The sequence below is a fragment of the Pseudomonas sp. LS.1a genome, assembly GCF_022533585.1.
GTDB lineage: Bacteria > Pseudomonadota > Gammaproteobacteria > Pseudomonadales > Pseudomonadaceae > Aquipseudomonas.
This window is the reverse complement of record NZ_CP092827.1, coordinates 2,123,761-2,150,345: the sequence shown is the minus strand read 5'-3', so window position 1 is coordinate 2,150,345 and position 26,585 is coordinate 2,123,761. Positions and strand designations below refer to the sequence as shown.

Annotated in this window: 31 protein-coding genes and 2 pseudogenes; 23 read left to right on the top strand and 10 right to left on the bottom strand. The window is 60.3% G+C overall.

What is annotated here, in order from left to right; genetic code table 11:
• Window positions 1-217 precede the first annotated feature (217 nt).
• Window positions 218-568, top strand: coding sequence for a response regulator (locus MKK04_RS09940; RefSeq protein WP_207837660.1), 351 nt, complete (start codon window positions 218-220; stop codon window positions 566-568).
• Between the two features lie 75 nt (window positions 569-643).
• Here the strand turns inward: MKK04_RS09940 and cobF are convergent, their stop codons facing one another.
• Both cobF and MKK04_RS09930 read right to left on the bottom strand, forming a co-directional pair.
• On the bottom strand, window positions 644-1,393 hold the full coding sequence (gene cobF / locus MKK04_RS09935; RefSeq protein WP_241106520.1) for a precorrin-6A synthase (deacetylating): 750 nt from the start codon (window positions 1,391-1,393) through the stop codon (window positions 644-646).
• 67 nt (window positions 1,394-1,460) lie between these two features.
• Window positions 1,461-2,750, bottom strand: a complete 1,290-nt coding sequence (locus MKK04_RS09930) for an OprD family porin (protein WP_241106519.1) — start codon at window positions 2,748-2,750, stop codon at window positions 1,461-1,463.
• 361 nt (window positions 2,751-3,111) lie between these two features.
• Between MKK04_RS09930 and MKK04_RS09925 the strand changes: the two genes are divergently transcribed.
• The 3 genes from MKK04_RS09925 to MKK04_RS09915 all read left to right on the top strand — a co-directional run bounded on the left by MKK04_RS09925 (window position 3,112) and on the right by MKK04_RS09915 (window position 4,564).
• Window positions 3,112-3,471: a histone-like nucleoid-structuring protein, MvaT/MvaU family gene (locus tag MKK04_RS09925; RefSeq protein ID WP_241106518.1), complete on the top strand. Its 360-nt coding sequence runs from the start codon at window positions 3,112-3,114 to the stop codon at window positions 3,469-3,471.
• A 225-nt stretch (window positions 3,472-3,696) separates the two neighbouring features.
• Window positions 3,697-4,224, top strand: a complete 528-nt coding sequence (gene gloA / locus MKK04_RS09920) for a lactoylglutathione lyase (RefSeq protein WP_063914905.1) — start codon at window positions 3,697-3,699, stop codon at window positions 4,222-4,224.
• A 97-nt stretch (window positions 4,225-4,321) separates the two neighbouring features.
• Window positions 4,322-4,564: a hypothetical protein gene (locus MKK04_RS09915; RefSeq protein WP_063914904.1), complete on the top strand. Its 243-nt coding sequence runs from the start codon at window positions 4,322-4,324 to the stop codon at window positions 4,562-4,564.
• 126 nt (window positions 4,565-4,690) lie between these two features.
• Here MKK04_RS09915 and MKK04_RS09910 read toward each other — a convergent pair whose 3' ends face one another.
• Window positions 4,691-5,512, bottom strand: coding sequence for a shikimate 5-dehydrogenase (locus tag MKK04_RS09910; RefSeq protein WP_241106517.1), 822 nt, complete (start codon window positions 5,510-5,512; stop codon window positions 4,691-4,693).
• 162 nt (window positions 5,513-5,674) lie between these two features.
• On the opposite strand from MKK04_RS09910, the gene MKK04_RS09905 reads away from it, so the two are divergent.
• Together MKK04_RS09905 and MKK04_RS09900 are read left to right on the top strand one after the other, a co-directional pair.
• Window positions 5,675-6,025, top strand: a complete 351-nt coding sequence (locus tag MKK04_RS09905; RefSeq protein WP_207837646.1) for a hypothetical protein — start codon at window positions 5,675-5,677, stop codon at window positions 6,023-6,025.
• Window positions 6,026-6,118: 93 nt separating this feature from the next.
• Window positions 6,119-6,301, top strand: a complete 183-nt coding sequence (locus MKK04_RS09900; RefSeq protein ID WP_028613209.1) for a hypothetical protein — start codon at window positions 6,119-6,121, stop codon at window positions 6,299-6,301.
• 117 nt (window positions 6,302-6,418) lie between these two features.
• Here MKK04_RS09900 and MKK04_RS09895 read toward each other — a convergent pair.
• Window positions 6,419-6,559 (bottom strand): annotated as a pseudogene (locus MKK04_RS09895) (chemotaxis protein); the annotation flags it as partial.
• A 141-nt stretch (window positions 6,560-6,700) separates the two neighbouring features.
• Here MKK04_RS09895 and MKK04_RS09890 point away from each other — a divergent pair.
• Window positions 6,701-7,525: a S24 family peptidase gene (locus MKK04_RS09890; RefSeq protein ID WP_207837644.1), complete on the top strand. Its 825-nt coding sequence runs from the start codon at window positions 6,701-6,703 to the stop codon at window positions 7,523-7,525.
• 267 nt (window positions 7,526-7,792) lie between these two features.
• Here MKK04_RS09890 and MKK04_RS09885 read toward each other — a convergent pair whose 3' ends face one another.
• A complete protein-coding gene (locus MKK04_RS09885) occupies window positions 7,793-8,116 on the bottom strand; it encodes a DUF1654 domain-containing protein (RefSeq protein ID WP_241106516.1) in 324 nt (107 codons plus the stop codon).
• A 235-nt stretch (window positions 8,117-8,351) separates the two neighbouring features.
• Between MKK04_RS09885 and MKK04_RS09880 the strand changes: the two genes are divergently transcribed.
• Window positions 8,352-9,026 (top strand): polysaccharide lyase family 7 protein, encoded by a 675-nt coding sequence (locus MKK04_RS09880; RefSeq protein WP_207837641.1) that lies wholly within the window; start codon window positions 8,352-8,354, stop codon window positions 9,024-9,026.
• A gap of 428 nt (window positions 9,027-9,454) precedes the next feature.
• Here the strand turns inward: MKK04_RS09880 and MKK04_RS09875 are convergent, their stop codons facing one another.
• From MKK04_RS09875 to MKK04_RS09865, 3 genes are all read right to left on the bottom strand, one after another.
• A complete protein-coding gene (locus MKK04_RS09875; RefSeq protein ID WP_241106515.1) occupies window positions 9,455-9,628 on the bottom strand; it encodes a hypothetical protein in 174 nt (57 codons plus the stop codon).
• 385 nt (window positions 9,629-10,013) lie between these two features.
• Window positions 10,014-10,292, bottom strand: a complete 279-nt coding sequence (locus MKK04_RS09870; protein ID WP_336247161.1) for a GNAT family N-acetyltransferase — start codon at window positions 10,290-10,292, stop codon at window positions 10,014-10,016.
• 299 nt (window positions 10,293-10,591) lie between these two features.
• A complete protein-coding gene (locus MKK04_RS09865) occupies window positions 10,592-11,026 on the bottom strand; it encodes a MarR family winged helix-turn-helix transcriptional regulator (protein WP_207837634.1) in 435 nt (144 codons plus the stop codon).
• Window positions 11,027-11,386: 360 nt separating this feature from the next.
• Between MKK04_RS09865 and MKK04_RS09860 the strand changes: the two genes are divergently transcribed.
• The 3 genes and pseudogenes from MKK04_RS09860 (at window position 11,387) to MKK04_RS09845 (ending at window position 14,284) form a co-directional block, all read left to right on the top strand.
• On the top strand, window positions 11,387-12,040 hold the full coding sequence (locus MKK04_RS09860; RefSeq protein ID WP_241106514.1) for an HAD hydrolase-like protein: 654 nt from the start codon (window positions 11,387-11,389) through the stop codon (window positions 12,038-12,040).
• Window positions 12,041-12,796: 756 nt separating this feature from the next.
• Window positions 12,797-13,339, top strand: a pseudogene (locus tag MKK04_RS09850) (integrase core domain-containing protein); the annotation flags it as partial.
• 150 nt (window positions 13,340-13,489) lie between these two features.
• Window positions 13,490-14,284, top strand: a complete 795-nt coding sequence (locus tag MKK04_RS09845; RefSeq protein ID WP_207837630.1) for a substrate-binding domain-containing protein — start codon at window positions 13,490-13,492, stop codon at window positions 14,282-14,284.
• 314 nt (window positions 14,285-14,598) lie between these two features.
• On the opposite strand, the gene MKK04_RS09840 is transcribed toward MKK04_RS09845, so the two are convergent.
• On the bottom strand, window positions 14,599-14,814 hold the full coding sequence (locus MKK04_RS09840) for a hypothetical protein (RefSeq protein ID WP_402801185.1): 216 nt from the start codon (window positions 14,812-14,814) through the stop codon (window positions 14,599-14,601).
• A gap of 306 nt (window positions 14,815-15,120) precedes the next feature.
• Between MKK04_RS09840 and MKK04_RS09835 the strand changes: the two genes are divergently transcribed.
• From MKK04_RS09835 to pbpG, 3 genes are all read left to right on the top strand, one after another.
• The gene (locus MKK04_RS09835; RefSeq protein WP_241106513.1) at window positions 15,121-15,456 is read left to right on the top strand and encodes a hypothetical protein; all 336 of its coding nucleotides are present in this window, start codon (window positions 15,121-15,123) and stop codon (window positions 15,454-15,456) included.
• Entirely contained in the window at window positions 15,449-16,423 is a 975-nt protein-coding gene (locus MKK04_RS09830) for a fimbrial protein (protein ID WP_241106512.1), read from the top strand. Before MKK04_RS09835 ends, MKK04_RS09830 begins: the two co-directional genes overlap by 8 nt.
• 868 nt (window positions 16,424-17,291) lie before the next feature.
• Complete coding sequence (gene pbpG, locus MKK04_RS09820; RefSeq protein ID WP_063915020.1) at window positions 17,292-18,218, top strand: D-alanyl-D-alanine endopeptidase; 927 nt, start codon at window positions 17,292-17,294, stop codon at window positions 18,216-18,218.
• 53 nt (window positions 18,219-18,271) lie between these two features.
• On the opposite strand, the gene MKK04_RS09815 is transcribed toward pbpG, so the two are convergent.
• On the bottom strand, window positions 18,272-18,718 hold the full coding sequence (locus tag MKK04_RS09815; RefSeq protein WP_063915091.1) for a hypothetical protein: 447 nt from the start codon (window positions 18,716-18,718) through the stop codon (window positions 18,272-18,274).
• A gap of 175 nt (window positions 18,719-18,893) precedes the next feature.
• Between MKK04_RS09815 and MKK04_RS09810 the strand changes: the two genes are divergently transcribed.
• The 9 genes from MKK04_RS09810 (at window position 18,894) to MKK04_RS09770 (ending at window position 26,576) form a co-directional block, all read left to right on the top strand.
• On the top strand, window positions 18,894-20,228 hold the full coding sequence (locus tag MKK04_RS09810; RefSeq protein WP_241106511.1) for a lysine N(6)-hydroxylase/L-ornithine N(5)-oxygenase family protein: 1,335 nt from the start codon (window positions 18,894-18,896) through the stop codon (window positions 20,226-20,228).
• 314 nt (window positions 20,229-20,542) lie between these two features.
• Window positions 20,543-21,736, top strand: a complete 1,194-nt coding sequence (locus MKK04_RS09805; RefSeq protein WP_233694294.1) for a PepSY-associated TM helix domain-containing protein — start codon at window positions 20,543-20,545, stop codon at window positions 21,734-21,736.
• Window positions 21,733-22,272, top strand: coding sequence for a thiamine pyrophosphate-binding protein (locus MKK04_RS09800; protein WP_241106510.1), 540 nt, complete (start codon window positions 21,733-21,735; stop codon window positions 22,270-22,272). The genes MKK04_RS09805 and MKK04_RS09800 overlap by 4 nt, the downstream gene beginning before the upstream one ends.
• Complete coding sequence (locus MKK04_RS09795) at window positions 22,269-22,589, top strand: hypothetical protein (protein WP_063915024.1); 321 nt, start codon at window positions 22,269-22,271, stop codon at window positions 22,587-22,589. The genes MKK04_RS09800 and MKK04_RS09795 overlap by 4 nt, the downstream gene beginning before the upstream one ends.
• Window positions 22,586-23,155, top strand: a complete 570-nt coding sequence (locus tag MKK04_RS09790) for a DUF6162 family protein (RefSeq protein ID WP_241106509.1) — start codon at window positions 22,586-22,588, stop codon at window positions 23,153-23,155. The genes MKK04_RS09795 and MKK04_RS09790 overlap by 4 nt, the downstream gene beginning before the upstream one ends.
• Window positions 23,156-23,171: 16 nt before the next feature.
• Entirely contained in the window at window positions 23,172-24,074 is a 903-nt protein-coding gene (locus MKK04_RS09785; protein ID WP_241106508.1) for a metal ABC transporter substrate-binding protein, read from the top strand.
• A complete protein-coding gene (locus tag MKK04_RS09780) occupies window positions 24,071-24,817 on the top strand; it encodes a metal ABC transporter ATP-binding protein (RefSeq protein ID WP_207833723.1) in 747 nt (248 codons plus the stop codon). Before MKK04_RS09785 ends, MKK04_RS09780 begins: the two co-directional genes overlap by 4 nt.
• Window positions 24,817-25,716, top strand: a complete 900-nt coding sequence (locus tag MKK04_RS09775) for a metal ABC transporter permease (protein ID WP_063915028.1) — start codon at window positions 24,817-24,819, stop codon at window positions 25,714-25,716. Before MKK04_RS09780 ends, MKK04_RS09775 begins: the two co-directional genes overlap by 1 nt.
• Entirely contained in the window at window positions 25,713-26,576 is an 864-nt protein-coding gene (locus MKK04_RS09770) for a metal ABC transporter substrate-binding protein (RefSeq protein WP_233687756.1), read from the top strand. Before MKK04_RS09775 ends, MKK04_RS09770 begins: the two co-directional genes overlap by 4 nt.
• Window positions 26,577-26,585 lie beyond the last annotated feature (9 nt).

Here is a 26,585-nt window from a genome sequence, read left to right as displayed (position 1 = left end):
GTGTGGCGGATCAGTCGTTGTCGTCATCTGCCACTGTGTCGTCCCTGTCAAGCGAGTCTAACCAGCTTTGCCGGGTCTGGCAGGGCATTTAGCCAGTATTTGAAGGCGGCGTGCGCCAATCGTTCCATCTGATTGCCGGGCCCGGTATTCTCGGGAACTTCTGCTGCCGTCCGGTGCACAGATTAAAGACATACATTTTTTGCACAGGATCCTGACCATGCACCTTCTGGTAGTCGAAGACGACGACATCGTACGCATGTTGATGGTCGAAGTGCTCGACGAGCTGGGCTACGCGGTCATCGAGGCGGAGCATGCCAGCGCGGCGCTGCGCATTCTCGAGGACCCGGGCCAGGAGCTGGCGCTGATGATGACCGATGTGGGGCTGCCGGACATGCGCGGCGAAGAGTTGGCAGCCAAGGCGCGCGAACTGCGGCCGCTGTTGCCGGTGCTGTTCGCCAGTGGCTATGCCGACAGCGTCGACGTGCCGGAGGGCATGCACCTGATCGGCAAGCCGTTCGGTATCGACCAGTTGCGGGAGAAAGTGCAGGCCATTCTGGGTAACCCTTGAGAACTGCGGCGCCTGCTTCGCGGGCTTGCCCGCTCCCACAGGGTCACCACAGGTGCTGAGTGCAGATGTAGCTGACTACAGCTCCCTGCGCAACAGGTAGGTATCCATGATCCACCCCTTTCGCGCCCGCTCCCGCTCACGCACTTCCAGTATCTGCACCTTCACCGCCTGCAACGGCCCGGCAATCAGCACCTCATCCTCGGTCCCCAGGTACGCGCCCCAGTAGATCATCAGCGCCGGGTCATCGAGCCGGGCAAACGCGCACTGCCCATCTAGCATCACCAGCACATTGTCGATCTGCCCCTGCCCGGCCAGGCGCCGCCCTGGCAACACGGTCAACGGCTCACCGATACGGTTGAGCGGCACCTGATGACGCGCCGCCAACGCCTGCACGCTGCTGATGCCCGGAATTACCTGCAACCGCAGCGCCACACCGCGCTCACGGACCAAGTCAAGAATGCGCAGTGTGCTGTCGTACAGCGTCGGCTCGCCCCACAGTAGAAAGGCACCGGTTTCCCCAACGCCAATCTCCTGCTCGATCAGCTGGGCATACAGCGCCGCACGCTGCCGGTGCCAGTCCTGCACCGCGCCCAGGTAGTCATCCGCCTGGCCATCGCGTGCAGGGTCGGCCACCTGCACCAGGCGGTAGCCGCCCTCGGGGCGGTAGCGTTGCAGGATGGCCTTGCGCAGGCGCACCAGCTCGTTCTTGTCGCTGCCTTTGCAGAGCACGAAGAACACACTGGCCTGACGCAGCGCATCGACCGCCTCATAGGTGACCTGGCGCGGGTCACCCGGGCCGATGCCGATCAACAACAGGTCTTTCATTGCCCAGCCCTTTGTGGGAACCAGCAGCCATTGTCAGGTGGCTGCCGGTATTTGGCAAAGCGACCCGTTAGAAGATGGAGAAGTTGTAGCTGACAATGACCCGCGTCTCGTCCATGTCACGCGCCCACTTTTCATAGTTGCTGCGGTAAGTGGAATTGCGCAGGCGCACGCTGACGTCCTTGAATGCGCCACTTTGCACCTGGTACTTGAACTCGGTGTCGCGTTCCCACTCTTTGCCTTCGGCCGTGCTGCCTGGCACCTTGATATTGTCACCGTTGATGTAACGGGTGAAGAAGGTCAGGCCGGGCACACCCAAGGCCTTGAAGTCATAGTCATAACGCACCTGCCAGGAGCGTTCCTGGGCGGCGGCAAAGTCGTTGACCTGGGCATAGTTGACCAGGTACGGGTTGGTGCCATCCAGGTAGGGCATGGCACTGTCGCCATACATGCGCTGCCAGCCGGCACTGAGTTTGTGGCCACCCAGGCTGTAGCCGAGCATGCCGCTGAACGCGCGATGGTCGATTTCGCCGGCGCGGGCATTGCCGATGTCATCACTCTTGATCAAGCGCAGGTCGGCCGACAGGCTACCCAATGCCAACGGCTGGCTGGCCACCAGGCCGAGGAAGTGCTGGCGGTAGATGTTCTCCAGCTTGGCCACCTGGTACTGGGCACTGAACCGCTCGTTGAAACGGTAATCGACACCGGCCAGGTCAAAATGGTCAGCCTCGATATCGCAGGCATAGCGCTTGTTCTTGCAATGCACGCGAATGTCCTGGCGGTCGGTGGAATCCCGTGCGGTGTACTTGTCCAGACGGGCCAGGGTGAACTTCAGGTCGCGCACTTCTTCGGAGGTGAGCATGGCGCCATGGAACATGGTTGGCAGCAGGCGGCCATCGTTGTACTTGAGCAACGGCACATCCGGCATCATCGAACCGTACTTGAGCACGGTATTGGAAACCTTGACCTTGGCCGCCAGGCCCATCTTCGCGTACTGGTCCGCCGAGTGCCGCGGGTCGTGACCGGAAGACGGCAGCAGGCCGCTGTTACTGTCAGCCGGGCTGGAGTCAAGTTTGAAGCCGAACATGCCCAGCGCATCCACGCCAAAACCTACCGGCCCCTGGGTATAACCCGACTGCACATTGAGGATGAAGCCTTGTGCCCATTCTTCGCGTTTGGACGCACCCTGGCTGGAACTGCTGTGGCCGTCACGAAAATCCCGGTTGAAATAGACATTGCGTGCTTCGACCTTGGCACTGCTGTCTTCAAGAAAACCGGCGGCCTGGGCATTGACGCCGGCACACAACAGGAACAGGCCGGCAACACGACGCCCGGGGGCGAGGGGAAAAGGGGCAAACATGCGAGAAAACATCCAGAATCAAGGCGGGTAAACAACCTGTGGCACGTGCTGGCCACGGTACTGCGAGGGGACCGAACAATAGCCGGCCATCATCTGATGATGATCGCGCAAAGGCTCTGGCACGAGCCATTGGACCATGGTCTAGGCGCGCAACCAGGAAACCGCGAAAAAACAGGGAAATACCGCACGCGAAACTAGGAAAGTTCCCGGCTTACTTACAAAAAGTTTGCAGTTTACCCAGTACCCACGAATGACTACACTCGATATCAGCGAACAGCGGAACCCACCCGCGTGGCCGGCGTTTTATTCTTCTTCAATGTTCGTCACGCCTTGCCACGATCGACGTACAGGAGTGATTACAGTGTCCAGACTTGCAGAGTTTCGTGCTGCCGAAAAAGCGCTCCAGGAACAGATGGCGCAACTGGAAGCGTTGAAAAAGGATGCCGGCCTCAAACGCGAAATCGAATTCGAGCAGAAACTAGTCGGCCTGATGAAAAGCTATGACAAGAGCCTGCGCGATATCATCGCCATCCTCGACCCGAAGGCCGTGGCCCGGGGTTCCAGTGCAGCACCCAAGCAACAGCGCCGCCCGCGCGTGGTGAAGGTTTACACCAACCCGCACACCGGCGAGCGGATCGAGACCAAAGGCGGCAACCACCGCGGCCTCAAGGCCTGGAAGGAACAGTACGGAGCCGCCACGGTAGAAAGCTGGGTACGCTGATGAAACGTCCACACGCACTTCACACTTTTTTCACAAGGGCTGGCTCAGTATCGAGACAGCTAAAGGACTAGCGACCCCATCACGCGCCCGCACATGCGGGCCTCTAATTCCGGCGCCCTGCCTCGTGCAGGGCGCTTTCATTTGCGCAATCGGCGCACTGCCGTATCATGGCCAGCCTGTCTGTTTTGCCGGCGTCCTGCGCCCGGCCCCGTCTCAGGAGTTCCCATGAGCCTGCACGATCTGCAAACCCTGCCTGGCGTCACCGCACAACCGGATGCCGCCACCGCCCAGTTCGTCTTCAACCACACCATGCTGCGGGTCAAGGACATCGAGAAGTCCCTGGACTTCTACACCCGCGTGCTGGGCTTCCGCCTGGTGGACAAGCGCGACTTCCCCGAAGCTGCCTTCAGCCTGTACTTCCTGGCCCTGGTCGACCCTGCGCAGATCCCTGCCGATGACGGCGAACGCCACCAGTGGATGAAGTCGATCCCCGGCGTGCTGGAACTGACCCACAACCACGGCACCGAAAACGATGCCGAGTTCGCCTACCATAATGGCAACACCGACCCGCGCGGCTTCGGCCACATCTGCGTCTCGGTACCGGACGTACGCGCCGCCTGCGCGCGCTTCGAGGCACTGGACGTGCCCTTCCAGAAACGCCTGCAGGACGGGCGCATGAACTACCTGGCCTTCATCAAGGACCCGGACGGTTACTGGATCGAAGTCATCCAGCCGACCGAGCTCAAAGGCTAAGCGTTTATCGCGATTCGCTCGTCGGGCCGGGAACTCCCGGCCCCTTGCTGTGGTATATGAAGGTAACTGCTTCACATGCCACAGCGAGGTAAGGACGATGCAATCTCTTCACTGTGAATACCGCAAGCACACCATCACCGCCAGCGTGATGCCCCACCCCGACTCCCCCCTGCCCTATGCCGCCGGGTGCCTGATCACCGACCCCGACGGGCACACCAGCAAGCGCATGTCGATGCCGATGAAGTTCTTCTCCGACCTTGAGAATGCGCAGCATGTGTCGCTGGCCCATGGCCGGGCGCTGGTCGACCAGCAGCTGGATGAAGGGCACAAGGTGTTCTGACCTTGTCAATCCCTGTGCCGACCTCTTCGCGGGCTTGCCCGCTCCCACAGGTACCGCACAGGGCCTGAAATCTGTGCAGTACCTGTGGGAGCGGGCAAGCCCGCGAAAGGGCCGGTACAGGAGTAATCAGATATCTCGGGCGTACGCCACCGCCGCCTTCACCTGCGCCTGGGTCGGCCGCACCCCGGTGTACAGCACGAACTGCTCCAGCGCCTGCAGCGCAATCACCTCCAGCCCGGTGATCACCGGTTTGCCCAACGCCCGCGCCCGTCTGATCAACGGTGTGCTCTCCGGCATCGCCACCACATCGAACACCCGCTCCGCCGCAGCGATGGCGTTCTCGGAAAATGCCAGCGCCTCGGCCTCCGGCCCGCCCGCCATGCCGATCGGCGTCACGTTGACCAACATGGGTGGGCACAGGTCCCCCAGCTCCGGCACCCAGCGATAACCGCACATATCCGCGAGCTGCCGCCCGGCCTGCTCATTACGCGCAACGATGATGCCTTCGGCGAACCCGGCATCGCGCAAGGCACTGGCCACGGTCTTGGCCATGCCGCCACTGCCGCGCAAGGCAAACGCCGTTGTCGGGTCGATCTGGTGCTGTTCCAGCAACTGGCGCACGGCCAGGTAATCGGTGTTGTAGGCCTTGAGGTGGCCATTGGTATTGACCAGGGTATTGACCGACTCGATGGCCGCCGCCGACGGATCGATCTCGTCGACCAGGGCCATGCAGGCTTCCTTGTACGGCATCGACACCCCGCAACCACGGATCCCCAAAGCGCGGATACCCGCCACCGCCGCCGGCAGGTCATCGGTGCGCATGGCCTTGTAGTAGAAGTCCAGGCCCAACTGCTGGTACAGGTGGTTATGGAACCGCACACCGAAGGTGCCAGGGCGGCCCGCCAGGGAGATGCACAGCACGGTATCTCTGCTGGGAGTTGTCGACATAACCTGCTCCTTTGTCATAACTGAAACGTTTGTGCAGCGTAACAGAGGCAACCACTGGTCGTCCCTTACACAACCTTTACCGTTCCCCTGTGCTCAGCTGACAGAGAGTGGAGTCATAGTAATAGGACCCCACACTTGGGGTGTTCTTGCGAGGGTTGCTTCATGAACCGTCACATTCCCGGAATCGCCCTGCTGGTCGGTGCCCTGGCCATCAGCGGGTCCGCTGTCGCCCACGGCGGCCATGGTCATGGCCATGGTGGTTGGTATGGCCCGGGCCCGCTGCTGGGTGCGGCCGTGGTTGGTGCCGTGTTCGGGGCGACGGTTTATGGCGGGCGCGACCGTACCGTGTACGTCGAGCGCCAGCCAGTCTATTACGCGCCACCGCCGGTGTACGTGCAACCACCGCCACCACCGGTGTACTACCAGCCGTACTACGTGCCGGCGCCACCGCCCCCGGGCTACCGCACCTACTATGGCCCGCCTCCGGTGTATTACGGCCCGCCGCGCTGGTAAATGTTGATGGAACCAATGACCACTATCGAGGAAGTTAATTTCAAACCGCCCCGGCTGCTGCGTAAGGTAGGGCCATGTTTACAGGAGGTCCACATGGCCACTATCCAGATCATGTCCGTTGTCGGCAGTGCCGTCCCCACCTCACTGCGTGAGCAGGGCCTGCTGGCTTGCTGGTACCTGGTGCGCAACGGCGAAGCCGTAAGCGGCCCGATGCCGACCCTGGCCTCGGCCCAGGCCCTGGTCGAACAGTTGCAACCAGGCACCCTGGTCGCCTGACCCGTATTTGTTGTGCGTTGCTCCCTACGCCCTTCTGGCCCGCCTACCTGGCGGGTCTTTTTTTTGCTTGCCGAGAGTTCTGTGGCGCCTGTGAGATCGAGCGCCCCCCGCAGCCACGCCAATATCAGCAGTGTCCATGACACGGTCGGCCGCATCCCTGGACAGCCACTTGCGCAGCCAGAGGAATGCGCCCAGCAACACGGTGCCTGTTCCGCCCAGCCAGGTGACGGTGCCTGGGCCGAGGTCAGTAGGATCCATGAAAACCTCATTACGGATGGTGATGTCGTAAGCGCTTCCCTTGTCCGCACAATGGATTTAGCTTGCGACTAATATCACGACAAGATAAATTTAGCTTTTCGCACATTTAGCAGTAAGCTAAACACTGGCATGCTTCGCCTCATGGACATCTATGAAATTCGCAAGCACAACCTGGTCAAGCTGATCGGCAACCAGAGAAAGGGATCCTGCGCAGAGCGCTGGGGGATGGCGCCTGCGCACCTGAGCCAGATCCTTTCGGACAAGACAGCGAAGAACCTGGGCGATGACGTGGCCCGCAGAATCGAGGGCATCGAAGGCTTGCCGCGGGGTTGGTTCGATGCAATGGCAGCGGGCGACTTGGCGCAGGCGCCAGTCGAGCCTGGCGACAGCAAGCTTTCCGCTGCCGACCTGGTCAAGCAGATGCTTGCCAGAAGCGGCAAAGGCATCCCCGAAGAAACCCGGCAAAGGCTATTGGCCGCCGCCGAGGAGCCGGCAGACTCGACGCTGCTAAAGGCTGAACCTGATCGGCGAGGCCTTGTGGGCGACGAAGTGTGGATTGCCCACTATGACGTCCGGGCGGCCATGGGCGGCGGGCAGATCCCCCACGACTACCCCGAAATGTTCAAGGATGTTCGCGTCAGCCCAAGCCACCTGCGCGAGCTGGGCGTGGAGTTCAGCGAGCACCACCACCTGAAGATGGTGACCGGCTGGGGCCAGTCGATGGAACCGACCATCAAGCACCGCGACCCACTGATCGTGGACGTCAGCATCCGCGAGTTCGTCGGCGATGGAATCTACTTCTTCTCCTGGGGTGATCACATCTACATCAAGCGGCTGCAGATCGCTGACGAGGACCACTTCGAGATGATTTCCGACAACTCGCGGCACAAGGACCGCATGATTCGTCGGGAAGAGACCTACATCCAGGCCAGGGTGCTGCTGGTGTGGAATGCGCACCTTGTGTAAAGCGAAACCCATCACGACGACGTAAGCCGTTCACTCACCCAATTTGGCCGTCTTGTGGCCTTTGGCGGGCAAGCCCGGTCCTCATGCACATGACTCATTGAATCAGCAGCCCCCCCTGTGGGAGCGGCTTTAGCCGCGAACACCGGCGTAGCCGATGCCATGCATCGCGTTGGATTCTTCGCGGCTGAAGCCGCTCCCACAGGGTACGCGGACCGTTCTCTGCTTGAGGCTTGCGCCGTACCTGTTGGAGCGAGCTTTTTCCGATACTCAGAAAGGTGCCGCCTTCTCAATCTGCTGTTCGCTGTCCTGCTCGACGACAAAGTCGTCGCGTTCCTCCACGCTGCTGCGCTCCCAGCGCACCGTCACACTCTCGTCGTCGTTGAAGGTCAGCGCCAGCTCGGGCGTCTCGGCCAGCAGGCCCATCACCTCCTCCCACTCGGTATCACCGTCGGTATCCAGACGATGCACTGTCACCCAGCGCTGCGTCTGCGCGAGCGGGTGGTTGATCATCGCTGACACCCGCAAGCTCAGCCGCTCTATTCCGCTCATTTCCTGGCGCTGATGGGGCGTCGAATTCACGTGCTTAGACATATTCTTATCCTGAAGGCTGTATATTCGTACAGTATTCAAGGAAAGCTTATCCCACCGCCAAATCAAGCGTAAAGCCCCGCTGCGGAAAATTTTCGCCAACAGGTAATTTGTCGCCAAGCGAAATGAATTTAGCCTACAGCTATTGACCGACATTTAGCGAAGGGCTAAATTCCACTTCGACAGCCGCCACCGTGCTGCTGCAGCACAAACCGCCATTTTTATTCAGGAGCCTCCCATGAGCGTAAATATCAGCAACCTCACCCTCGCCGTTCCTGTAGCCGAGTCGTCGATCAGCCCCGTAGCGATCGAACTCACCGGCACTGAAGCAATTGCTCAATACCCGAGCTATGTGACAGTGCTCAGCGATGGTTCGATTCAGTTGTTTGCCCCCACCAAAGGCGCTTCGAGCAAAAGCACCCACAGGACCCGTTGCGAGTGGTCAGAACCGGAATACTGGACCCTGAACAGCGCCCAGGATCACTGGAACCGCCAGACAATGACGCTGACCAAAGTCAACTGGGCGCAGAAGGTGGTCATCGCGCAGATGCACGTCTTCGGAGACGACAGCCCGCCCGTGAAGGTGTTCTGGAAGAAAGGCGAAATCACCCTGGGGTTTCGGCGGACCTACAACCAGACTGACCCGATAAACTCGACGGTGCTGAAGGGTGTCCCGCTGGGGGCAAAGTTCGAGGTGAGCATCCACGCTACCTCGGCAGGCGTGGTCACCGTTACGGCCAAGTGCAACGGGGTGACCGGTTCGTCCGGCGATCTACGGTTCGACAGCACCTGGGCTTCGCGGCTATTCGAGTTCCACGGCGGGGTCTACAACCAGGTGGACTACACCGATACGACGCCCGCCGATGACGGCTCGATCTGCATCATCAGCGACCTTGCGCTGATCCATGCCTGAGCCGAGGGAGCCGGCAAGACATCCCGATGCCCTGTATCCAAAGCGCAGGCCGCATCGGGATAGCGGTGAATTGCTTCACCTGATGGCTGCGTTTTTTCTTGAATCAGGTGCCGCTTGGCGGTGAGCCGCCGCCAGGTGCTGCATACAAGCTACGTTCAATGTTCGGGCGGGTTCTCGATGGCCTTGGCACCGTGCACATACATGTCGCTCCAGCGATCCATACCACCGGGCCAGCATTGGCCCAGAAGAGGATGCACCCATGGCGACAATCGACACTCGGTCGCTTGCACAAAGATTCCAGAATCACAGCTTGCAATCCGGGCTCTTGATGATGGGTTAAATTCAGATGCTCCTGGAAATGCCCAGCCTGTAGCCGGGCATTTCCATGGAGGCATGATTCAGCTGCGTTTCGGTGTAGATTGCATGCCTCATGCCTTTGCAGTGCGCTCGCTTGCCCATGAGTTCTTCGGCTTGAGTGCTGATGTTCCGCTCACGCCAGCGGAAATCTGTTCGATATTGCCACCGCCACGAATGAACAGCTCAATTTGCTCGCTCAAGCGCTGATGTGCACGCTGCGTTTCTGGAGAAAAGGTCGGGTGCATGGTTGTTACCTCGGTCCAGGGCCAGGAAAAAGGCCCGAATCCCACTATACACGCTTTGGAAATTTTCCTTCGAAATGCTCGCCTGATCCCGTAATTTGAAAGCACGTTTCGACCTTACTTTCACGGCCAGATAGCAGTCCCCCGGACCAACCGGCTGATGCTTTCGAGGGATACCAGGCCGGCGCCGTCACGCGTCCGAACAGACTGTTCGGGCCTGTTGATCAGGGGTGGGCACTTTTGCCGTGTCGTGGATGCGTGCCGACGGCATCAAAACTATGAAGACCCGGGCATGACAGAACGGTTACATCATCAAGCCGATCGACTGGTGCGCGCCCCCGAGACACCGGTACGCGCTACCCGCCTCTTCCGCGAACTTTCGACGATATCAGGGGTAGTGCTTCACAAAAATTATCTCGGGGTCGCCCTCATCCAGATTCTCGACATAACCGCTCTCTATGAAGCCGAACTTTCCGAGCAGTTTTTTCATCGGTTGATTGGAGGCATTTGTCGACGTGAACAATTTTGCGGCCCCGCACTGGGATTGCAGGGTGCGGAGGATGGCGGAACCGACGCCATGACGGCGCTGCGAGTCCCTCACCATGATGAGGGGGATGAATGCGTGTCCAAAGAACGAAAAGTCAAGAACACCATACCCCAGCACCATCGACGCATCGCGAGCTTCCGCGGCGATCCAGCATTGGCCGGCAGTGACAGCCTGCGCAATGAACGCTCGGCGCATTGGTTCTCGCTTGGCGATTGAATCCAGATCGACCAACCTGCCGATATCGCTGTTCGAGGCAAGCCGCACAGTTAACTGTGACGTCATTGTTATACCGTGAAATGGGCCTGATTTCGCAGTGTAATCGTTCTGATCAGCACGATGTCACCTGCCTCCATCAGTCACCAGCAACATGTGGCACCAGGATGACAATCTTGCCTTTGGCAAACACCTCCAGAAGCCCTTCAGCCTTGGCACGCGGCTTTATGAAAGAACGCTGTGTCGAACGCTTCAACAACCGGCATCGCGATGCGCAACCGAGCAAGCCCCTCCTTGCTGAGTGATAGCAGGTTCGCGCGGTGATCTTGAGGGTCTATCCGTTTCTCGACAAGCCCATCTTTTTCCAAGCGAGATACGATCTGCGAGATGTGCATACGGTCCATGCCGGTGAATCTCGCGATACCCTGTTGAGTAATCTGCTCACTATTGCGCGTCAACCAACCGCACACAGCCAGAATCGCGAACTGTGGCTGAGTGAGCCCCAGTGGATTCAACAGCGCATTGAGCTGTCGCTGCCAATCCAGGAATTCGCGCCAGAGTCGGAACCCCGGGCTGCTGCTCGGCCCTGAGTAGGCAGATCCACTCCACTTTTCATCAGTATCCAGACGGCCTGCACTCATGGTGCGCTCACTCGGGCTTCGCTGGCACGCTTGAGACCTAGCATCGTGTTAGGCAACGAAGCCTGAATCGACCTGCCAACCAAATATCGAAACAAAGAGCTCAGAGGGCCTTTGAAACGGCTGCGGTGCGCCCATCGGGATCTTCGATCAAGGCGACCTGATCGCCCAGCTCAGCCAGCCAGGCTTGCGGTAGCCCCCGACTTGCCAGTACTCCCTAAGAATTCTCCGTTCAAGCGCCCGTACTGCCTTGATCGGAGATGCCGGGGCAAGAATAATGCGACCGCCAATCGGGTGAGTTGAACACCCTGCACAGGCAGGCCCCTTGATACGGCTGCCTGCACTCCAGGAAGGAATCCTTACATGTCATACCGGCTTGCAATTTTCGACTTTGACGGCACACTCGCAGACTCCTTTCCATTCTTCGTTTCCGTATTCAATCAAATTGCTGACAAGCACTCCTTCAACCGGATCCAACCAGAAGAGCTGGACTCTCTACGCAAGCAGGGGGCTCGGGAGATCATGTCTCATATCGGAATGCCTCGCTGGAAGCTACCTCTAGTGGCGCGAACTTTTATGGGGCTGATGAAGAAGCATCGAGGCTCAATCCAGCTGTTTGAGGATATCGCCAATACGTTGAGCCATCTTGATGAGAAGGGATTGATACTCGCAGTAGTGTCTTCCAACTCCAGAGAGAATGTCACGCAGGTTCTGGGTTCCAGCTGTCGACATATCCGGGCCTTCGAGTGCGGGGCTTCCATTTTCGGTAAGGCATCGCGCTTGCGCCGGGTCATGCGAAAATTTTGCGTGGCAAAAGAAGAGGTTATCTATATAGGCGATCAACCTACGGATGGTGAAGCAGCATCAACTGCCGGCATCGCCTTCGGCGCGGTTGCGTGGGGATACGGGACATATGAAGCATTTCAAAACCTTCAATCCCATGCGTGGTTCGCCGATGTAAACGAACTACGGCGACTGGCAGATAGCCATGACCATCTGGACTCCTCCCCAAGTTAGTTAACTGCTCGCGTTGATATTGCTGACGTCGGTCCATGATTAACTGTTGCCTCACGTCGACCACCAACACCAAACCCGTTGAAAACGGAGCGTGCGGGGAACAAGCCCTACGGCAAGCATCATCATCCCAGGGTTTTGGTGTCATTGCGCAGGACGGAGTACAGCCGGGACGCGACCAGCAGAAGCCGAGCAGCTTGCTGTACTTGAGTACGACGTTGCCAAGTGGCGGGCAAATTTTTCGTCCCAGAGAATCAGGAAGCAGCTGAACCCAACCATAATGAGTATTCCATGCCGCGTGGAGAATCTCGCCGCTTCTGTGCCAGGCTTCTCCCTATTGGCTACTTCGTACTTGGCTGCTTGTGAATCTCCAGGCGCTGTGCATCCCTGGCAAACCATACACCAACCGCAATCACCATCAGGCATATGAACACAACGTCCCATGCTCTGTGCTCAATGGCCGCCAAGATCGCGAAAAACTGCAGGGCGCCAGCCCACCATAAAAACGGTCTGATTTTCGAGTAGCGCATAGCTCACCTCACCACAGCCAACTACTCAGATTTTAGTCGACTTCGACGAGGTCCCCCATGCCTACAGAGACCCGCCCCAGCAGATGAAACCAGATCTTTACTGCATCCTTTTCAATTGCAGGCACACAAAGGCAACGATGTGCCCAATGGCAGGCATGAATCCAGCCGTCATTGCAGGCTTGGTCGGGCACTCTGTAGTGGTCTACTAACCCCGGGCACTTTCACCCCCGAATTCAAGCGCGAGGCAGCCGGCCTGGTGCTCGACCAGGGCTATAGCCTTACTGAAGCCGCCCGGTCGCTCGACTTGGTTGAATCGGCGCTTCGCCGCTCGGTGAATCAACTCCAGTCAGAACGGGGCGGTGCTACGCCAGCGAGCAAGGCGCTGTCCCCCGAGCAGCAGAAGATCCAAGAGTTGGCGCTGGATATGGCGTAAGAGCACCGTGGGCGGCCGCAGAATGTGCTGTTTCATAGTGACCAGGGTAGCCAGTATGGCAGCCGAGTTTTTCGTCAGCGGTTGTGGCGTTACCGCTTCAGGCAGAGCATGAGCCGCAGAGGTAATTGCCTGGACAATGCGCCCATGGAACGTTTGTTCCGCAGCCTGAAAACGGAGTGGGTGCCGAGTGTGGGCTACATGAGTGCTGCGCAGGCACAGCAGGACATTGGCAGGTTTCTGATGCAGCGCTACAACTGGGAGCGACCGCATCAGTTCAACGGTGGATTACCGCCGGCGATGGCCGAGGAAAAACTCAATCCGGTGCCCGGGATGAGTTGACCACTACAAAAACGGTCAGGCGCGGCCTGCTTTCGCCCCATACATGCCAATTGCGGGTAAAAAAGTAAAACATTCTTAATCGTTGATTAATCAAAAGCTTGAGCTTCGCCCCGGTAAGATTCCGCGCCTTTACTAGTGGAGAAAGCTCCGATGCTTCGAATGCTGTTCTGTGCCACCCTCTTAACCACCTCATTCGTCTGCTCGGCTGCTGACGTTGTACAAGGTGGTGAGGAAACGCTGACCGTTCTTAGTTCCGGCGGTATCATGGGCGCTATCCGGGAAGTGGCGCCAGCTTATGAGAAGACATACGGCGTGAAGCTGGAAGTTCTAGCCGCGCCTTCGATGGGGGAAACCCCACAGGCCGTCCCGAATAGGCTCGCCCGCGGTGAGCAGGCGGATGTAGTTCTGATGGTAGGTTCGGCGCTCGACAACCTGGTCGCCAGCGGTCTAGCCGATAAGACCAGCCGAATTGATCTCGGAAAGTCTTTCATTGCCATGGCCGTTCGCAAAGGCGAATCGAAGCCGGACATAGGCACCATGCAGGCCTTGCGCACAGTGCTGCAAAACAGCAGCTCTGTCGCGTACTCCGACAGCGCAAGCGGCGTCTATCTTTCCAGGACCCTGTTCCCTCGCCTGCAGCTCGGTGACCAGTTCGTGGCCAAGGCTCACATGATACCTGCCGAGCCTGTCGGCGCGGTGATCGCTCGCGGCGAAGCACAGATCGGCTTCCAACAGCTCAGTGAACTTAAGCCAGTAAAGGGGATCGACATCGTTGGTCTGATCCCGGCTGAAGCGCAGAAAATGACGATGTATTCTGGCGCTGTCGTCACCAAGAGCCAGCATCATGCCGCAGCCCAGGCGCTCCTCGACTATCTGGCATCGCCACAAGCCGACGCAGCGATCAAAGATAGTGGCTTGACGCCGCTACCTCATGCAGCAAGCTGACTGCGAGCACCGACATCGAAACTGGGCTCGGCAAAACACGAAGATCTTGCCGCAGTCTTCGCTTTGCGAGCGTCTGCAATGGGTCGAAAGCGGCCGCTCGCAGAGGCCAATCGAGCCGCCCAACAGGTGCGGCCCAGGCGTAGGTCTGCTCAATGGTTTTCAAGACCGCGTGATAAACCTCCACTCCATGTTGCCTGCAAGGCAAAATCGAATCCAAAACAACGACGAAACGGCACGGCTACAGGCCGCATACTGCAAGGGTCGCCATTTCAATTTTGGAATTGATTTTCGCACTCCTCCGGCGCTCTGCCGACCTACTCCCACACCCTCCAAGATTCGGCAAGCGCCCACAACCTGGCCGTCTCGACGATCTCCAGCATGTCGACCACGTCCTCATCATCAACCTCTCGACGCCGGCGCGCAGCGTAGGCCATTTCACTGAGCACGGCCGGGCGTCCATCGGGATCCTCGCGCAGGGCAGCCTGGTCATCCAGTTCGGACACCCAGGGCTGTGGCAGTCCTGCCATCATTCCTTCCTACACCACCACGATTGCACTTACAGCACGCCGTCGATCTCTTCGATCCCGTTTATGTTGATGCCGAGCAGGGCCCCGCATGTTGGAAGGTAGGGGCAGAATCGAGGCATATACGACACGGGTAGCCAGTCAACGCCTGCAAAGCCGATTCAGCAAAACAACCGCTCCTGGTAGAGATCTTCCTATCATCTGGGCGCTATGTAGCTATCAGAATTGTCTGATTAAACCTCCAGCCATTCCGGGGGTAACTTGGTGCACTCACTTACCGGGCATGCACCATGCAAGATACAAGGCAAACTTATGACCAAGCAAGCAAGCAAGCAAGCAAGCAAGCAAGCAAGCAAGCAAGCAAGCAAGCAAGCAAGCAAGCAAGCAAGCAAGCAAGCAAGCAAGCAAGCAAGCAAGCAAGCAAGCAAGCAAGCAAGCAAGCAAGCAAGCAAGCATTATAATGGCTGGAATATAGTTATATCAAGTATATTCTTTACTATTTCTGCGTGCGCTTCATCATCTCATCACACTTTAAACAAACCATCTAGTGAGGCAGAGAGCACCCGTTTAAACGAGGCTTATCATCGCTTAACGACCGAGCACCCCGAGTTCAACTGGAAATTCGTTGAGGGGCTTAGCAATGATTAAACCTATCACATCACTGGCAATTTGTATTTTTATCGCTGCACCTTCGCTCTCGTTTGCAGCTTGCAAGTTTTACGACGGACATTCACAAAAACAGATAAATATAAGTATACCTTCCACGCTTTCCATCCCCAGAGACGCAGCAGTCAACACCGTGATTTACGAATCCCCGGTTATGACCTTTAATGGCGACGCGTCGTACGAATGCTCGACCACATTCACGAACGGGATTAAAAACAACGCGGGCGCGGATTCAACGTCAACTTATTTCCCAATAGGTAATACGGGGCTTTCGTGGCAGTGGATTTATCAGGGAAATGCATATATCGGATTTGGCGGTGGAACACCTCGACAACCTGGCGGATACGGATTCAATACCACTACAAACGCCCTACGCATAGTTAAAACGGGAGAAATCTCACCAGGCACAACCATACCAGCCGGAGTCCTAGGGTATATACAAATAGAATCGGCAAGCGTAAGACCTTTAGCAATGGCAACTGATAATAGCTCAGCCATTATACTTCAGTCGTGCGAAACTCCAAACATCGCCGTTACAATGGGCGAATACAACCTAAGCATATTTTCAAAAAATGGAAATTCCACTCCACCAAAAGCGTTCAATATACAATTGAATAACTGCCCGAGTGGAATCCAGAAAGTGAGCTATAGCTTATCTTCCACGTCAGGCTCCCCGGCGGTGGACAGTGCACTCGGCATTATCGAATTAAACAAAAGCTCGACAGCGAAAGGTATAGCACTGCAATTACTTGACCGCAATCAGGCCCCCATACAACTCGACAAAACTTATGTCTTCAACGAATACTCCACAGGCGGAGGAAACTTCTCGATACCCTTGAACGCCAAGTATATCCGTACCTTACCGACTGGTAATAATGGCCAATATGATGAAGGGATGGGTGCTGGCTCCGCCAACAGCGAAGTGACCTTCGTTATGAATTATCTGTGACTACTGCCTGGAACGTGGCGGCTTTCCGATAGCTGTGAACGCCTGTGAACGCCTGTGGACGTCGTACCCACGTTCATATTGCTGACCAGCTATCGAGGTGGGCCATACTGTCACCAGCTCCCGCTCTAGCATCAGCCCGTGCTAGCAGCTTGAAGATGGCGACGCGTATCGCTGTTTGGTCTGAATACAGCTGTGGTTCAGCCATAAGCGCAGCCTAGTGCAGCGGAGCCAGATCCTTCCCCCGCGCCTTGGCGACAGCGCGCGACTGCCAGTCGGAGACCGCTTGGAATAGCGACTCGGCCAATAGCCGCAGGCGCTCGATTTCTTCAGGCGGCGCGCCACGGTCCTGGGCCTAGTGGTACTCCCGCATGGCGTCGACGGCCTTCTGAATCAGCGGCTCGCCTGCTTCGATCAACCCTTTACAGCTGCGCTTTTCCACTTCCCTGCTCCGTGCCAGCCAGCAGGCTCGTCGCCACACATCACCGTACCCGAGACCTCCGGCAAACACTTCAACCAGGCGGTCGAAGCGAAGGGCTTCAAGCATCGCCCTCAGTACAACTGCCGGCACACTTATGCCACGATGTGCCTCATGTCAGGGATGAACCCGGCTTTCATTGCAGGGCAGCTTGGGCACTCGGTTCAGGTGCTCCTTTCCACCTACGCGAAATGGCTGAATTCGGCTAACGACTGGACCAAACTGGCGAAGCTGGAAGCGAACGTAATTGGTACAGGATTAAATTTCGTTCACGTTGCGCCCTTTGGATATAAGGCATTCGACAGGCGTTCAGCCATACTCCAGAATGCAGCGGTTTTTAGGGGGAAAACCCTTGCACAGCCAACGACATACCAACTTTTAGTGAGCCTCAACGTGAAAACATCCCTGTCCATCCTCAGCCTGCTGCTGTTGCTCACAGGTACTGCGACCCTTCCGTCGACCGCTGCTGCACAACCCCCGGCCCAGGTTCAACGCGACCCGTCCAAGCTGCACCTTGCCTCTGGCAGCGCCCTGCTGATCGACCTGAACACTAACCAGGAGCTGTATTCGAGCCACGCCGACCGCGTGGTGCCGATTGCCTCGGTGACCAAACTGATGACGGCGATGGTAGTGCTGGATGCCAAGCAGCCCATGGATGAGATGCTCACCATGACCATTGCCAACAACCCGGAAATGAAAGGCGTGTATTCGCGTGTGCGCCTAGGCAGCCAGCTCGACCGCCGCGAAACATTGCTGATTACCCTGATGTCTTCGGAAAACCGTGCGGCCAACACCTTGGCCAACCATTACCCCGGCGGCTACCCGGCGTTCATCAAGGCAATGAATGCCAAGGCCCGCAGCCTGGGCATGGCGCATACCCGCTACGTCGAGCCGACCGGCCTGTCGACGCAGAACGTATCCAGCGCCCGCGACCTGGCCAAGCTGCTTATGGCCTCGCGCAAGTACCCGATGCTGAGTGAACTGTCGACCACCCGCGAGAAGACCGTGGCCTTCCGCAAGCCCAACTACACCCTGGGCTTCCGCAACACCGACCACCTGGTGAACAAGAGCAACTGGGACATCAAGCTGACCAAGACCGGCTTCACCAATGAAGCCGGGCACTGCCTGGTGCTGCTGACCCGCATGGACAACCGCCCGGTGGCCATGGTCATTCTCGATGCCTTTGGCAAGTACACCCACTTCGCCGATGCCAGCCGCATGCGCCAGTGGCTGGAAACCGGTGCCGCCAAGCCGGCACCGGCGGTGGCCATGCAGTACAAGGCGGAGCGGCAGAACAAGGGGCGCCTGGCGGCCGAGTGAGCTGAGCCAGAAATGATAGGGCCCTGAACGGGCCCTATCGCAGCCCCAAGGTTTCAAGCCGTGGCGCTGACCATCCCGCCCGCACTGCTGCCGCCCTCTTGCTGCAACAGCTCCAGCAACTGCGCCGTGGCCGCCATGATCTGCCCGTTGATGGTGGCAATGCTCGCCTGCTTGGCCCCCACTGCAGCCGCCTTGGCAGCCTCGTCCATCTTGCTGTTCTGCAACGCAGCCAACTGCTTCTGCTCCTCGGCCAGTTGCTTCTGCAGATCCTTGATCAGTTGACGCAGCTCGGTCACCGCCTGCGAGTCGCCACTGTCTTCACTGTCGGTGGATTGCGCCTGGCTACCCGCTGAGACCTTCATGCTGTCACTGCTGATACTCAACGGGCCCAGTGCCTCACCGGCCTGTTTTGCCTGTTCGCGTTCAGTAGCTGCGTTCGCGCTCAGCGTCTGCGCTGAGACGCCATTGATCATCAGGTTGCTTGCCGTAATTCCGCTCATGTCGATTCCCTGCCAGAAAGATCGGTCCTTGCCGTAACCCCCCCTATCGGCCGCCTCACGCAGTTCTTTAGCCCGCTTAAATTCCCCCTCGTCTGGCTCGTTCCAACTCATGTACTTGCGCAGGAGCCGGAGCCCCGGCGGGCGTCCAAATTCGACCATTCAGGGAATCGCAGCCATGAGCCAGCCCTCACAGCAGGAAACCATCAAAGATCTGATCGGCGTGGGCTTCGGCCCTTCCAACCTGGCCCTGGCCATCGCCCTGGAAGAACTCGCCGAGTCCCAGGGCCATGCCCTCGACGCGCTGTTCATCGACAAACAGCAGGACTACCGCTGGCACGGCGAAACCCTGGCCACCCAGAGCGAGTTGCAGATCTCGTTCCTCAAGGACCTGGTGTCGCTGCGTAACCCCACCAGCCCCTACAGCTTCGTCAACTACCTGCACCAGAAGCAGCGCCTGGCCGACTTCATCAACCTCGGCACCTTCTACCCCTGCCGCCTCGAGTACAACGACTACCTGCGCTGGGCCGCCGAGCACTTCGCCACCCAGGCGGTATATGGCGAGGAGGTGCTGCGCATCGAGCCGGAAGTGCACGCGGGTCGGGTCGAGCACTTGCGCCTGGTCTCGCGCGACGCACAAGGCCGCGAATACAGCCGCCGCACCCGTTCGGTGGTGGTCGGCAGCGGCGGCACGCCGAAAATCCCGGAAAAGTTCGGCGCCTTCAAGGACGACCCGCGGGTATTCCATCACTCCCAGTACCTGAGCAGCCTGAACAAGCTGCCGTGCACCGCCGGCAAGCCGATGCGCATTGCCGTGATCGGTTCCGGCCAGAGTGCCGCCGAGGCGTTCATCGACCTCAATGACAGCTATCCGTCGGTCAAGGTCGACATGATTCTGCGCGGTTCGGCCCTCAAGCCTGCCGACGACAGCCCGTTCGTCAACGAGATCTTCTCGCCGGACTACACCGACCTGGTCTACAACGAACCGGCCGACCAGCGCAGCAAGCTCCTGGGCGAATACCACAACACCAACTATTCGGTGGTCGACCTCAACCTGATCGAACGCATCTACGGCATCCTCTACCGGCAGAAGGTCGCCCACCAGTACCGCCACAACGTGCTGTGCCGGCGCCAGGTCGAAGCCGTGGTGGCCACTCGCGAAGGCCTGGAACTGACCTTGCGCGACCTCGCCACCGGCCAGCAGCAAACCCACCGCTACGACGCAGTGATCCTCGCCACCGGCTACGAACGCCGCTCGCACCGTGATCTGCTGGCGCCCCTGGCCGGCTACCTGGACGATTTCAACGTCGACCGAAACTACCGCGTGCTGGCCAGTCCCGACCTGCAGGCCTCGGTGTACCTGCAGGGTTTCTGCGAGAACAGCCACGGCCTGAGCGACACCTTGCTCTCGGTGCTGCCGGCACGCGCCGCAGAAATTGGCCGCGCGCTGTACCAGGACCTGGGGCAGTTGCACGGCAAGCCGCAACCGGCAGTGGCCCTGACCCGCGCCTGATCCCTCCTGCCTCATGCCTTCCAGGCCGCCCTTGGCCTGAATCGATTGGGGCCGCTTTGCGGCCCATCGCCGGCAAGCCGGGCTCCCACAGGTACAGCACAGACCTCAAGGTTGCGCGTTCCCTGTGGGAGCCCGGCTTGCCGGCGATGGGCTGCGCAGCAGCCCCAATGACAGTGACTGACAGGCATTGGCCTCGACCTTGAAACATTTGCTTGCATTTAAAGCGGCAGGTTTTCGATTCTCATTCGTCTTTATCAGTACAGCCCCTCTTTGGCTGGGCACACGCTCGACTCCCCATTGCAGAAGACCGTCAGATGGCCAAATCACCGAAAAAATCCAAATCCAGGCTGTGGTTCCTGGTCCACAGCTGGCTCGCCTTGCCGATCTGGTTCTTTGTCCTGATCGTCTGCTTCACCGGCATGCTCGCCGTGGTCAGCCAGGAAATCGTCTGGCTGGCCGACCCGGCCGTGCGCGCCAACAAGCCCGGCGCCGACGTCGAGCGCCTGAGCTTCCAGCAACTCCTGGAAGCCCTGCACAAGGCCGAGCCGGACATGGTAGTGGAGCGGCTCAACCAGCCCGACGGTTCGCACTTTGCGGTCAAAGCCAATGTCACCTTGCCTGACGGAACCAGCCCGACACTGTATGTAAACCCCTACACCGGGGCCATCCAGGGCAAGACCCCGGACTTCAACTTCGAAGCCTTCACCCGCGCTCTGCACGGCTGGTGGCTGGTGCCGTTCACCAACGGTTTCAGTTGGGGCTGGTACCTGGTGTCGCTGCTCGGCCTGCCCATGCTGGCTTCGCTGGTCACCGGCCTGGTGGTGTACAAGAAGTTCTGGAAGGGCTTCTTCAAGCCGGTGCGCACCGGCCATGGTTCGCGGATTTTCTGGGGCGACCTGCACCGCCTGGCCGGGGTCTGGTCGATCTGGTTCATTGCGGTCATTTCCATCACCGGTACCTGGTTCCTGATCCAGGCGATCCTGGCCGACAACCACATCACCATTTCCAGCCGGCCCGTCGTGCCGGTGATCGCCCGTGAGGACGTGCCGCAAACCCCGACTGGCAGCCCGGCACCGCGCATCGACCTGGATGAAGCGGCACGCATTGCCGGCCTGGCGATCCCGGGGCTGGAAATCAACTTCATCTCGCTACCGGCCACCGCCTACAGCCACGTCACCCTGGCCGGGCCGGGCTGGTACCCGCTGATGTTCCAGAGCGCTTCGGTAAACCCCTACACGCGCAATGTCGACAGCCAGTTCCTGATCAGCGACCGCTCGGCGCTGGAGTTCGTCACCGAGTCCATGCGCCCGCTGCACACCGGTGATTTCGGCGGCCTGCCGATCAAGCTGGTGTGGTTCTTCTTCGGCCTGGTCCTCACCCTGATGGTGTTCAGCGGCTTGCTGATCTGGACCAAGCGCACCGCCCAGGCCACCGCCGCCGCCCTCAAGCGCAGCGAGCGCACGCCGCGCATGACGCGCAATGAAACCCCCGTGGAGATCCGCCCATGAGCCGGGCCCAAGCCGTGCCCGCCAGCCCGCTGAAGCAACGATGGCTGAAGTGGCGTTTTCACCTGAACATCCTGCTGATCCTCATCCCGCTGGGCTTCATGCCCAAGTACTTCGCCGACGCCAAGCTGTTCCGCGGCGAAGCGGGCCTCGGCGCCAATGTGATCAGCGACATCCAGGTCGGCCCCTATACCCTGGACCTGGCCGAACTGCGTGACGAGCCCCCCCGCGCCGACGGCCCGGCCGGCCACTTCAAGGTCTTCAATGCATCGCTGTGCAAGGCCTGCATCAACGGCGTCAAGGCAGCCTACCTGCGCATCGGCAAGCCGCGCAGCCTGCGCGCCGCCGGCACCATTTTCTTCGGTGCACCGTACAACATGGGCACCTCGTTACCGATCCCGCCACGCACCAAGCCCGATGCCCAGATCTGGATCACCCTGGAAGGCTGGGACGGCAGCATGCACCAGGCGTCGGTCCCGCTGGCCAAGGCATCGCCAGCCACCGTGGCCTGGCTCGAGAAACAAGGAGGCAAGAAATGAAGCACGTGATGCGCACCCTCACCCTGCCCTTGCTGGTGCTGGCCGCTGGCCCGGCCCTGGCGCACAACCCGATGTGCGAATGCGAAGAACTGGCCAGCGGCCAGGTCAAGTGCACCGGCGGTTTCTCGGACGGCAGCGGTGCCCCCGGGGTAACCCTGGATGTGATCGGCTACGACGAACAGGTGCTGGTCGGCGGCAAGCTCGGTGATGACTCGACCCTCACCTTCAAGCGCCCGGACGGCGAATTCTACGTGCTGTTCGATGCCGGCCCCGGGCACGTGGTTGAAGTCGACTATGCCGATATCGCCCAGCCATGAGCCGCGCCCAAGTGATCCGCCCGGCCGGTGCCGGGCACGAAACCCTTTACGTGCTGCTGGTCAGCCTGCTGATCGTGGTACTCGCTGCCAGCGTGGTGGTGCTGCGCGGCGAACGTGAGGACGAACAGGCCATTGCCAGCCACCAGATCGACGCCCGTCGCGACCTCACCGCCGCCGAGCAAGGCCTGTACACCGACCTGCGGGTGGCCTTCGACGAGATCCTGCTGCTACGTGAAGAAAACGCCGCCGCGCCCAGCGTACAGGCCCTGGCCGAGGAGGGCCTGCCGCCGTTCGTGGTCGATGCCGGCAGCCAGAGCCGCGGCAGCCACCAATGGTCATGGCTGGAACCCGGGGCCTACCTGGGCCGCAGCCAGGCCCCGGAAGTGGCCGGCAGCCTGCTGCTGATCCTGCCGGCCGACAGCACCGGCCAGGCCGATGTCTGGCTGCGCCGGGACAGCGCCGCCCTGCCCCCGGACGACCTCGGCCAGGCCGCCCTGATCGCCGCCGGCTGGCAGCAGGTGGTCAGCCACTACGACGCCGGGGTCACCCGCGAACACCGTCACTGAACCCAAGGACTCCCCCATGCTCCGCTCCGCCCTCGCCCTGCTCCTGGCCCTTGCCCTGCCGGCACTGGCCCTGGCCGATAACGGCAAGCCGCTGCGCATCGGCATCACCCTGCACCCCTACTACAGCTACGTGAGCAACATCGTCGGCGACAAGGCCGAAGTGGTGCCGCTGATTCCGGCAGGTTTCAACCCCCATGCCTACGAACCACGGGCCGAGGACATCAAACGCATCGGCACACTGGATGTGGTGGTGCTCAATGGCGTCGGCCATGACGATTTCGCCGACCGCATGATCGCCGCCAGCGAAAAGCCCGGCATCAACACCATCGAGGCCAACCAGAACGTACCGTTGCTGGCAGCCACCGGCATTGCTGCCCGCGGCGCCGGCAAGGTGGTCAACCCGCACACCTTCCTGTCGATCAGCACCACCATCGCCCAGGTCAACAACATTGCCCGCGAACTGGGCAAGCTCGACCCGGACAATGCCAGGCTGTACACGCAAAACGCCCGTGCCTATGCCAAGCGCCTGAGCACATTGCGTGCCGACGCACTGGCCAAGGTCACCGAGGCCCCCAGCGCCACCTTCCGCGTCGCCACCATTCATGCTGCCTACGACTACCTGGTGCGCGACTTCGGCCTGGAGGTGACCGCGGTGGTCGAGCCAGCCCATGGCATCGAACCCAGTCCGGCCCAGCTGAAGAAGACCATCGACCAGCTCAAGGCGCTGGACGTGCGGGTGATCTTCTCGGAAATGGACTTTCCATCGGCCTATGTCGAAACCATCCAGCGTGAATCCGGCGTGCGCCTGTACCCACTGACGCACATTTCCTACGGCGAATACACCAAGGACAAGTACGAGGTGGAGATGAAGCGCAACCTCGACACCGTGGTCCGCGCCATTCAGGAGAACCGCGCATGACCGCCGCCGCCAACCTGGTGGCAGCCTGCGGGCCGCGCATCGAGTTCGCCGGCATCGACCTGACCCTGGGCCGCACCCGCATCCTCGAACAGGTCAGCTTCAACGTCGCCGCTGGCAGCGTGCATGCCATCGTCGGCCCCAACGGCGGCGGCAAGAGCTCGCTGATCAAGACCCTGCTCGGGCAAATGCCGCACCAGGGCCAGCTGACCCTGCACTGGCCCGGAGAACGCGAAGTGATCGGCTATGTGCCGCAGGCACTGGAGTTCGACCGTGGCCTGCCGATGACCGTGGACGACTTCATGGCTGCCATGTGCCAGCGCCGCCCCGCCTTCCTCGGCCTGTCGCGCCGTGTGCAGCCGGCCATCGACGCGGCCCTGGCACAGGTCGGCATGCTGGACAAGCGCAAACGGCGCATGGGCGCGCTGTCTGGCGGCGAACGCCAGCGTGTGCTGCTGGCCCAGGGCCTGATCCCCGAGCCGCAACTGCTGGTGCTGGACGAGCCGATGTCGGCCCTTGATGAAGCCGGCATCCAGGTGTTCGAGCAACTGCTGCTGGGCTGGCGCCAGGCCGGCACCACCGTGCTGTGGATCGAGCACGATCTGGAGGCCGTGCTGCGCCTGGCCGACCGGGTTACCGGCCTGAGCCGCCAGGTACTGTTCGACGCCCCACCCGCCCAGGCCCTGACCCCGGAGCGCCTGCTTGGCCTGTTCTCCGTTCACCCGCGTAGCGAGAGCCTTGCCTGATGAGTTTTGAAACCTTTCGCCAAACGGTCCAGGACTGGGCCACTGCCGGCTACCTGCCCGAGGCGCTGGCCTACGGCTTCGTGGTCAACGCTCTGCTGGCCGGCCTGATGATCGGCCCGGTGCTGGGCGGCCTGGGCACCCTGGTGGTGGTCAAGCGCTTTGCCTTCTTCTCCGAGGCAGTCGGCCATGCCGCGCTGACCGGCGTGGCCATCGGCATCCTGCTGGGCGAGCCCTACACCGGCCCCTATGGCAGCCTGTTCGGCTACTGCCTGCTGTTCGGCATCTTGCTCAACTTCCTGCGCAATCGCACCGGGCTGTCGCCGGACACCCTGATCGGCGTGTTCCTGTCGGTGTCACTGGCGCTGGGCGCCAGCCTGCTGCTGATGCTGGCAGGCAAGATCAACGTGCACATCCTCGAGAACGTGCTGTTCGGCTCGGTGCTGACCGTGAGCGGCCAGGACCTGGTGGTGCTGGGCATCGTCGCGGCGCTGGTGCTGGTGCTGGCCGTGCCGCTGTACAACCGTATCATGCTGGCCAGTTTCAACCCGCAACTGGCGGCCGTGCGCGGCGTGGCGGTGAAAACCCTGGACTACCTGTTCGTGGTACTGGTGACCCTGGTCACCGTGGCCTCGGTGAAGGTGATCGGGGCGATCCTGGTCGGGGCGCTGCTGGTAATTCCCGCTGCCGCCGCACGCTTGGTCAGCCAGTCGCTGAAGGGCTTTTTCTTCCTGTCGGTGCTGATCGCCACGCTGAGCACGCTGCTCGGCATCCTGCTGCCGATCGTTTTCGACCTGCCGGTGCCGTCCGGCGCCGCGATCATCCTGGTGGCCGGCATCTGCTTCGCCCTCGCGGCGCTGGCCCGCGCCCTCGTCCCCCGCCTGCAAGGAAACCCGGCATGAACCTGAAACGCCTGACTCTGGTACTGGCCCTGGCCGGCCTGCCGTCGTTGTGTTTCGCCACGCAAGTGCTGACCACCCTGCCCGTCACCCACAGCCTGGCCAGCGCCCTGCTCGACGGCACAGCGGTGCAGCTCACACGTGCAGCGCCCGCCAACCTGCCGGCCAGCCGCCAGCCGTCCTATTTCAGCGGGCGCGGTGGTGCCGGCCTGCACAAGGCCGCGCAGCAGGCCGACGCGGTGATCGGCGTGCGCTCGATCTGGCGTGACGACCCGCTGTACCCGATGGCCCGGCGCAGCAATATCCGGATCGTCGAGATCGACGCCGCCCGGCCGTTGGATGGCGCGCTGCCGGGTATTGCGGTGAACGGTGACGAGGCCTATGGCGCCTACCCCTGGCTCAACCCGAGCAACTTCGGGCGCATGGCCGATGTGGTGGCCAATGACCTGGAACGGTTGGCACCAGACGACAAGGCGAAGATCCAGGGCAACCTGGCGGGGCTCAAGCGCCAGTTGCTGGAGCTGTCAGCCAGCAGCCAGACGCGATTGGCCAAAGTCGACAATCTGACGGTGGTGAGCTTGTCGGAGCGGCTGGGTTATCTGGCCAGCGGGTTGAACCTCGACGTGGTCGAGCAACCGTTGCCGGCCGAGTGGGATGCGGCTGCGCTGAAAGCACTGGGTGACAATCTGAAGGCGCAGGATGTGGCACTGGTGCTGGACCACCGGCAGCCGGAGGCGGCTGTGGCCGAGGTGATCAAGGCAGCCGGGGCGAAGCTGGTGGTGGTGGAAAGTGACCCTGAGGATGCACTTGCCGGATTGAAGGCCAGTGTGGATCAGGTGGTTGGGGCATTGGCCGAAAGCTGATAGCGCCTA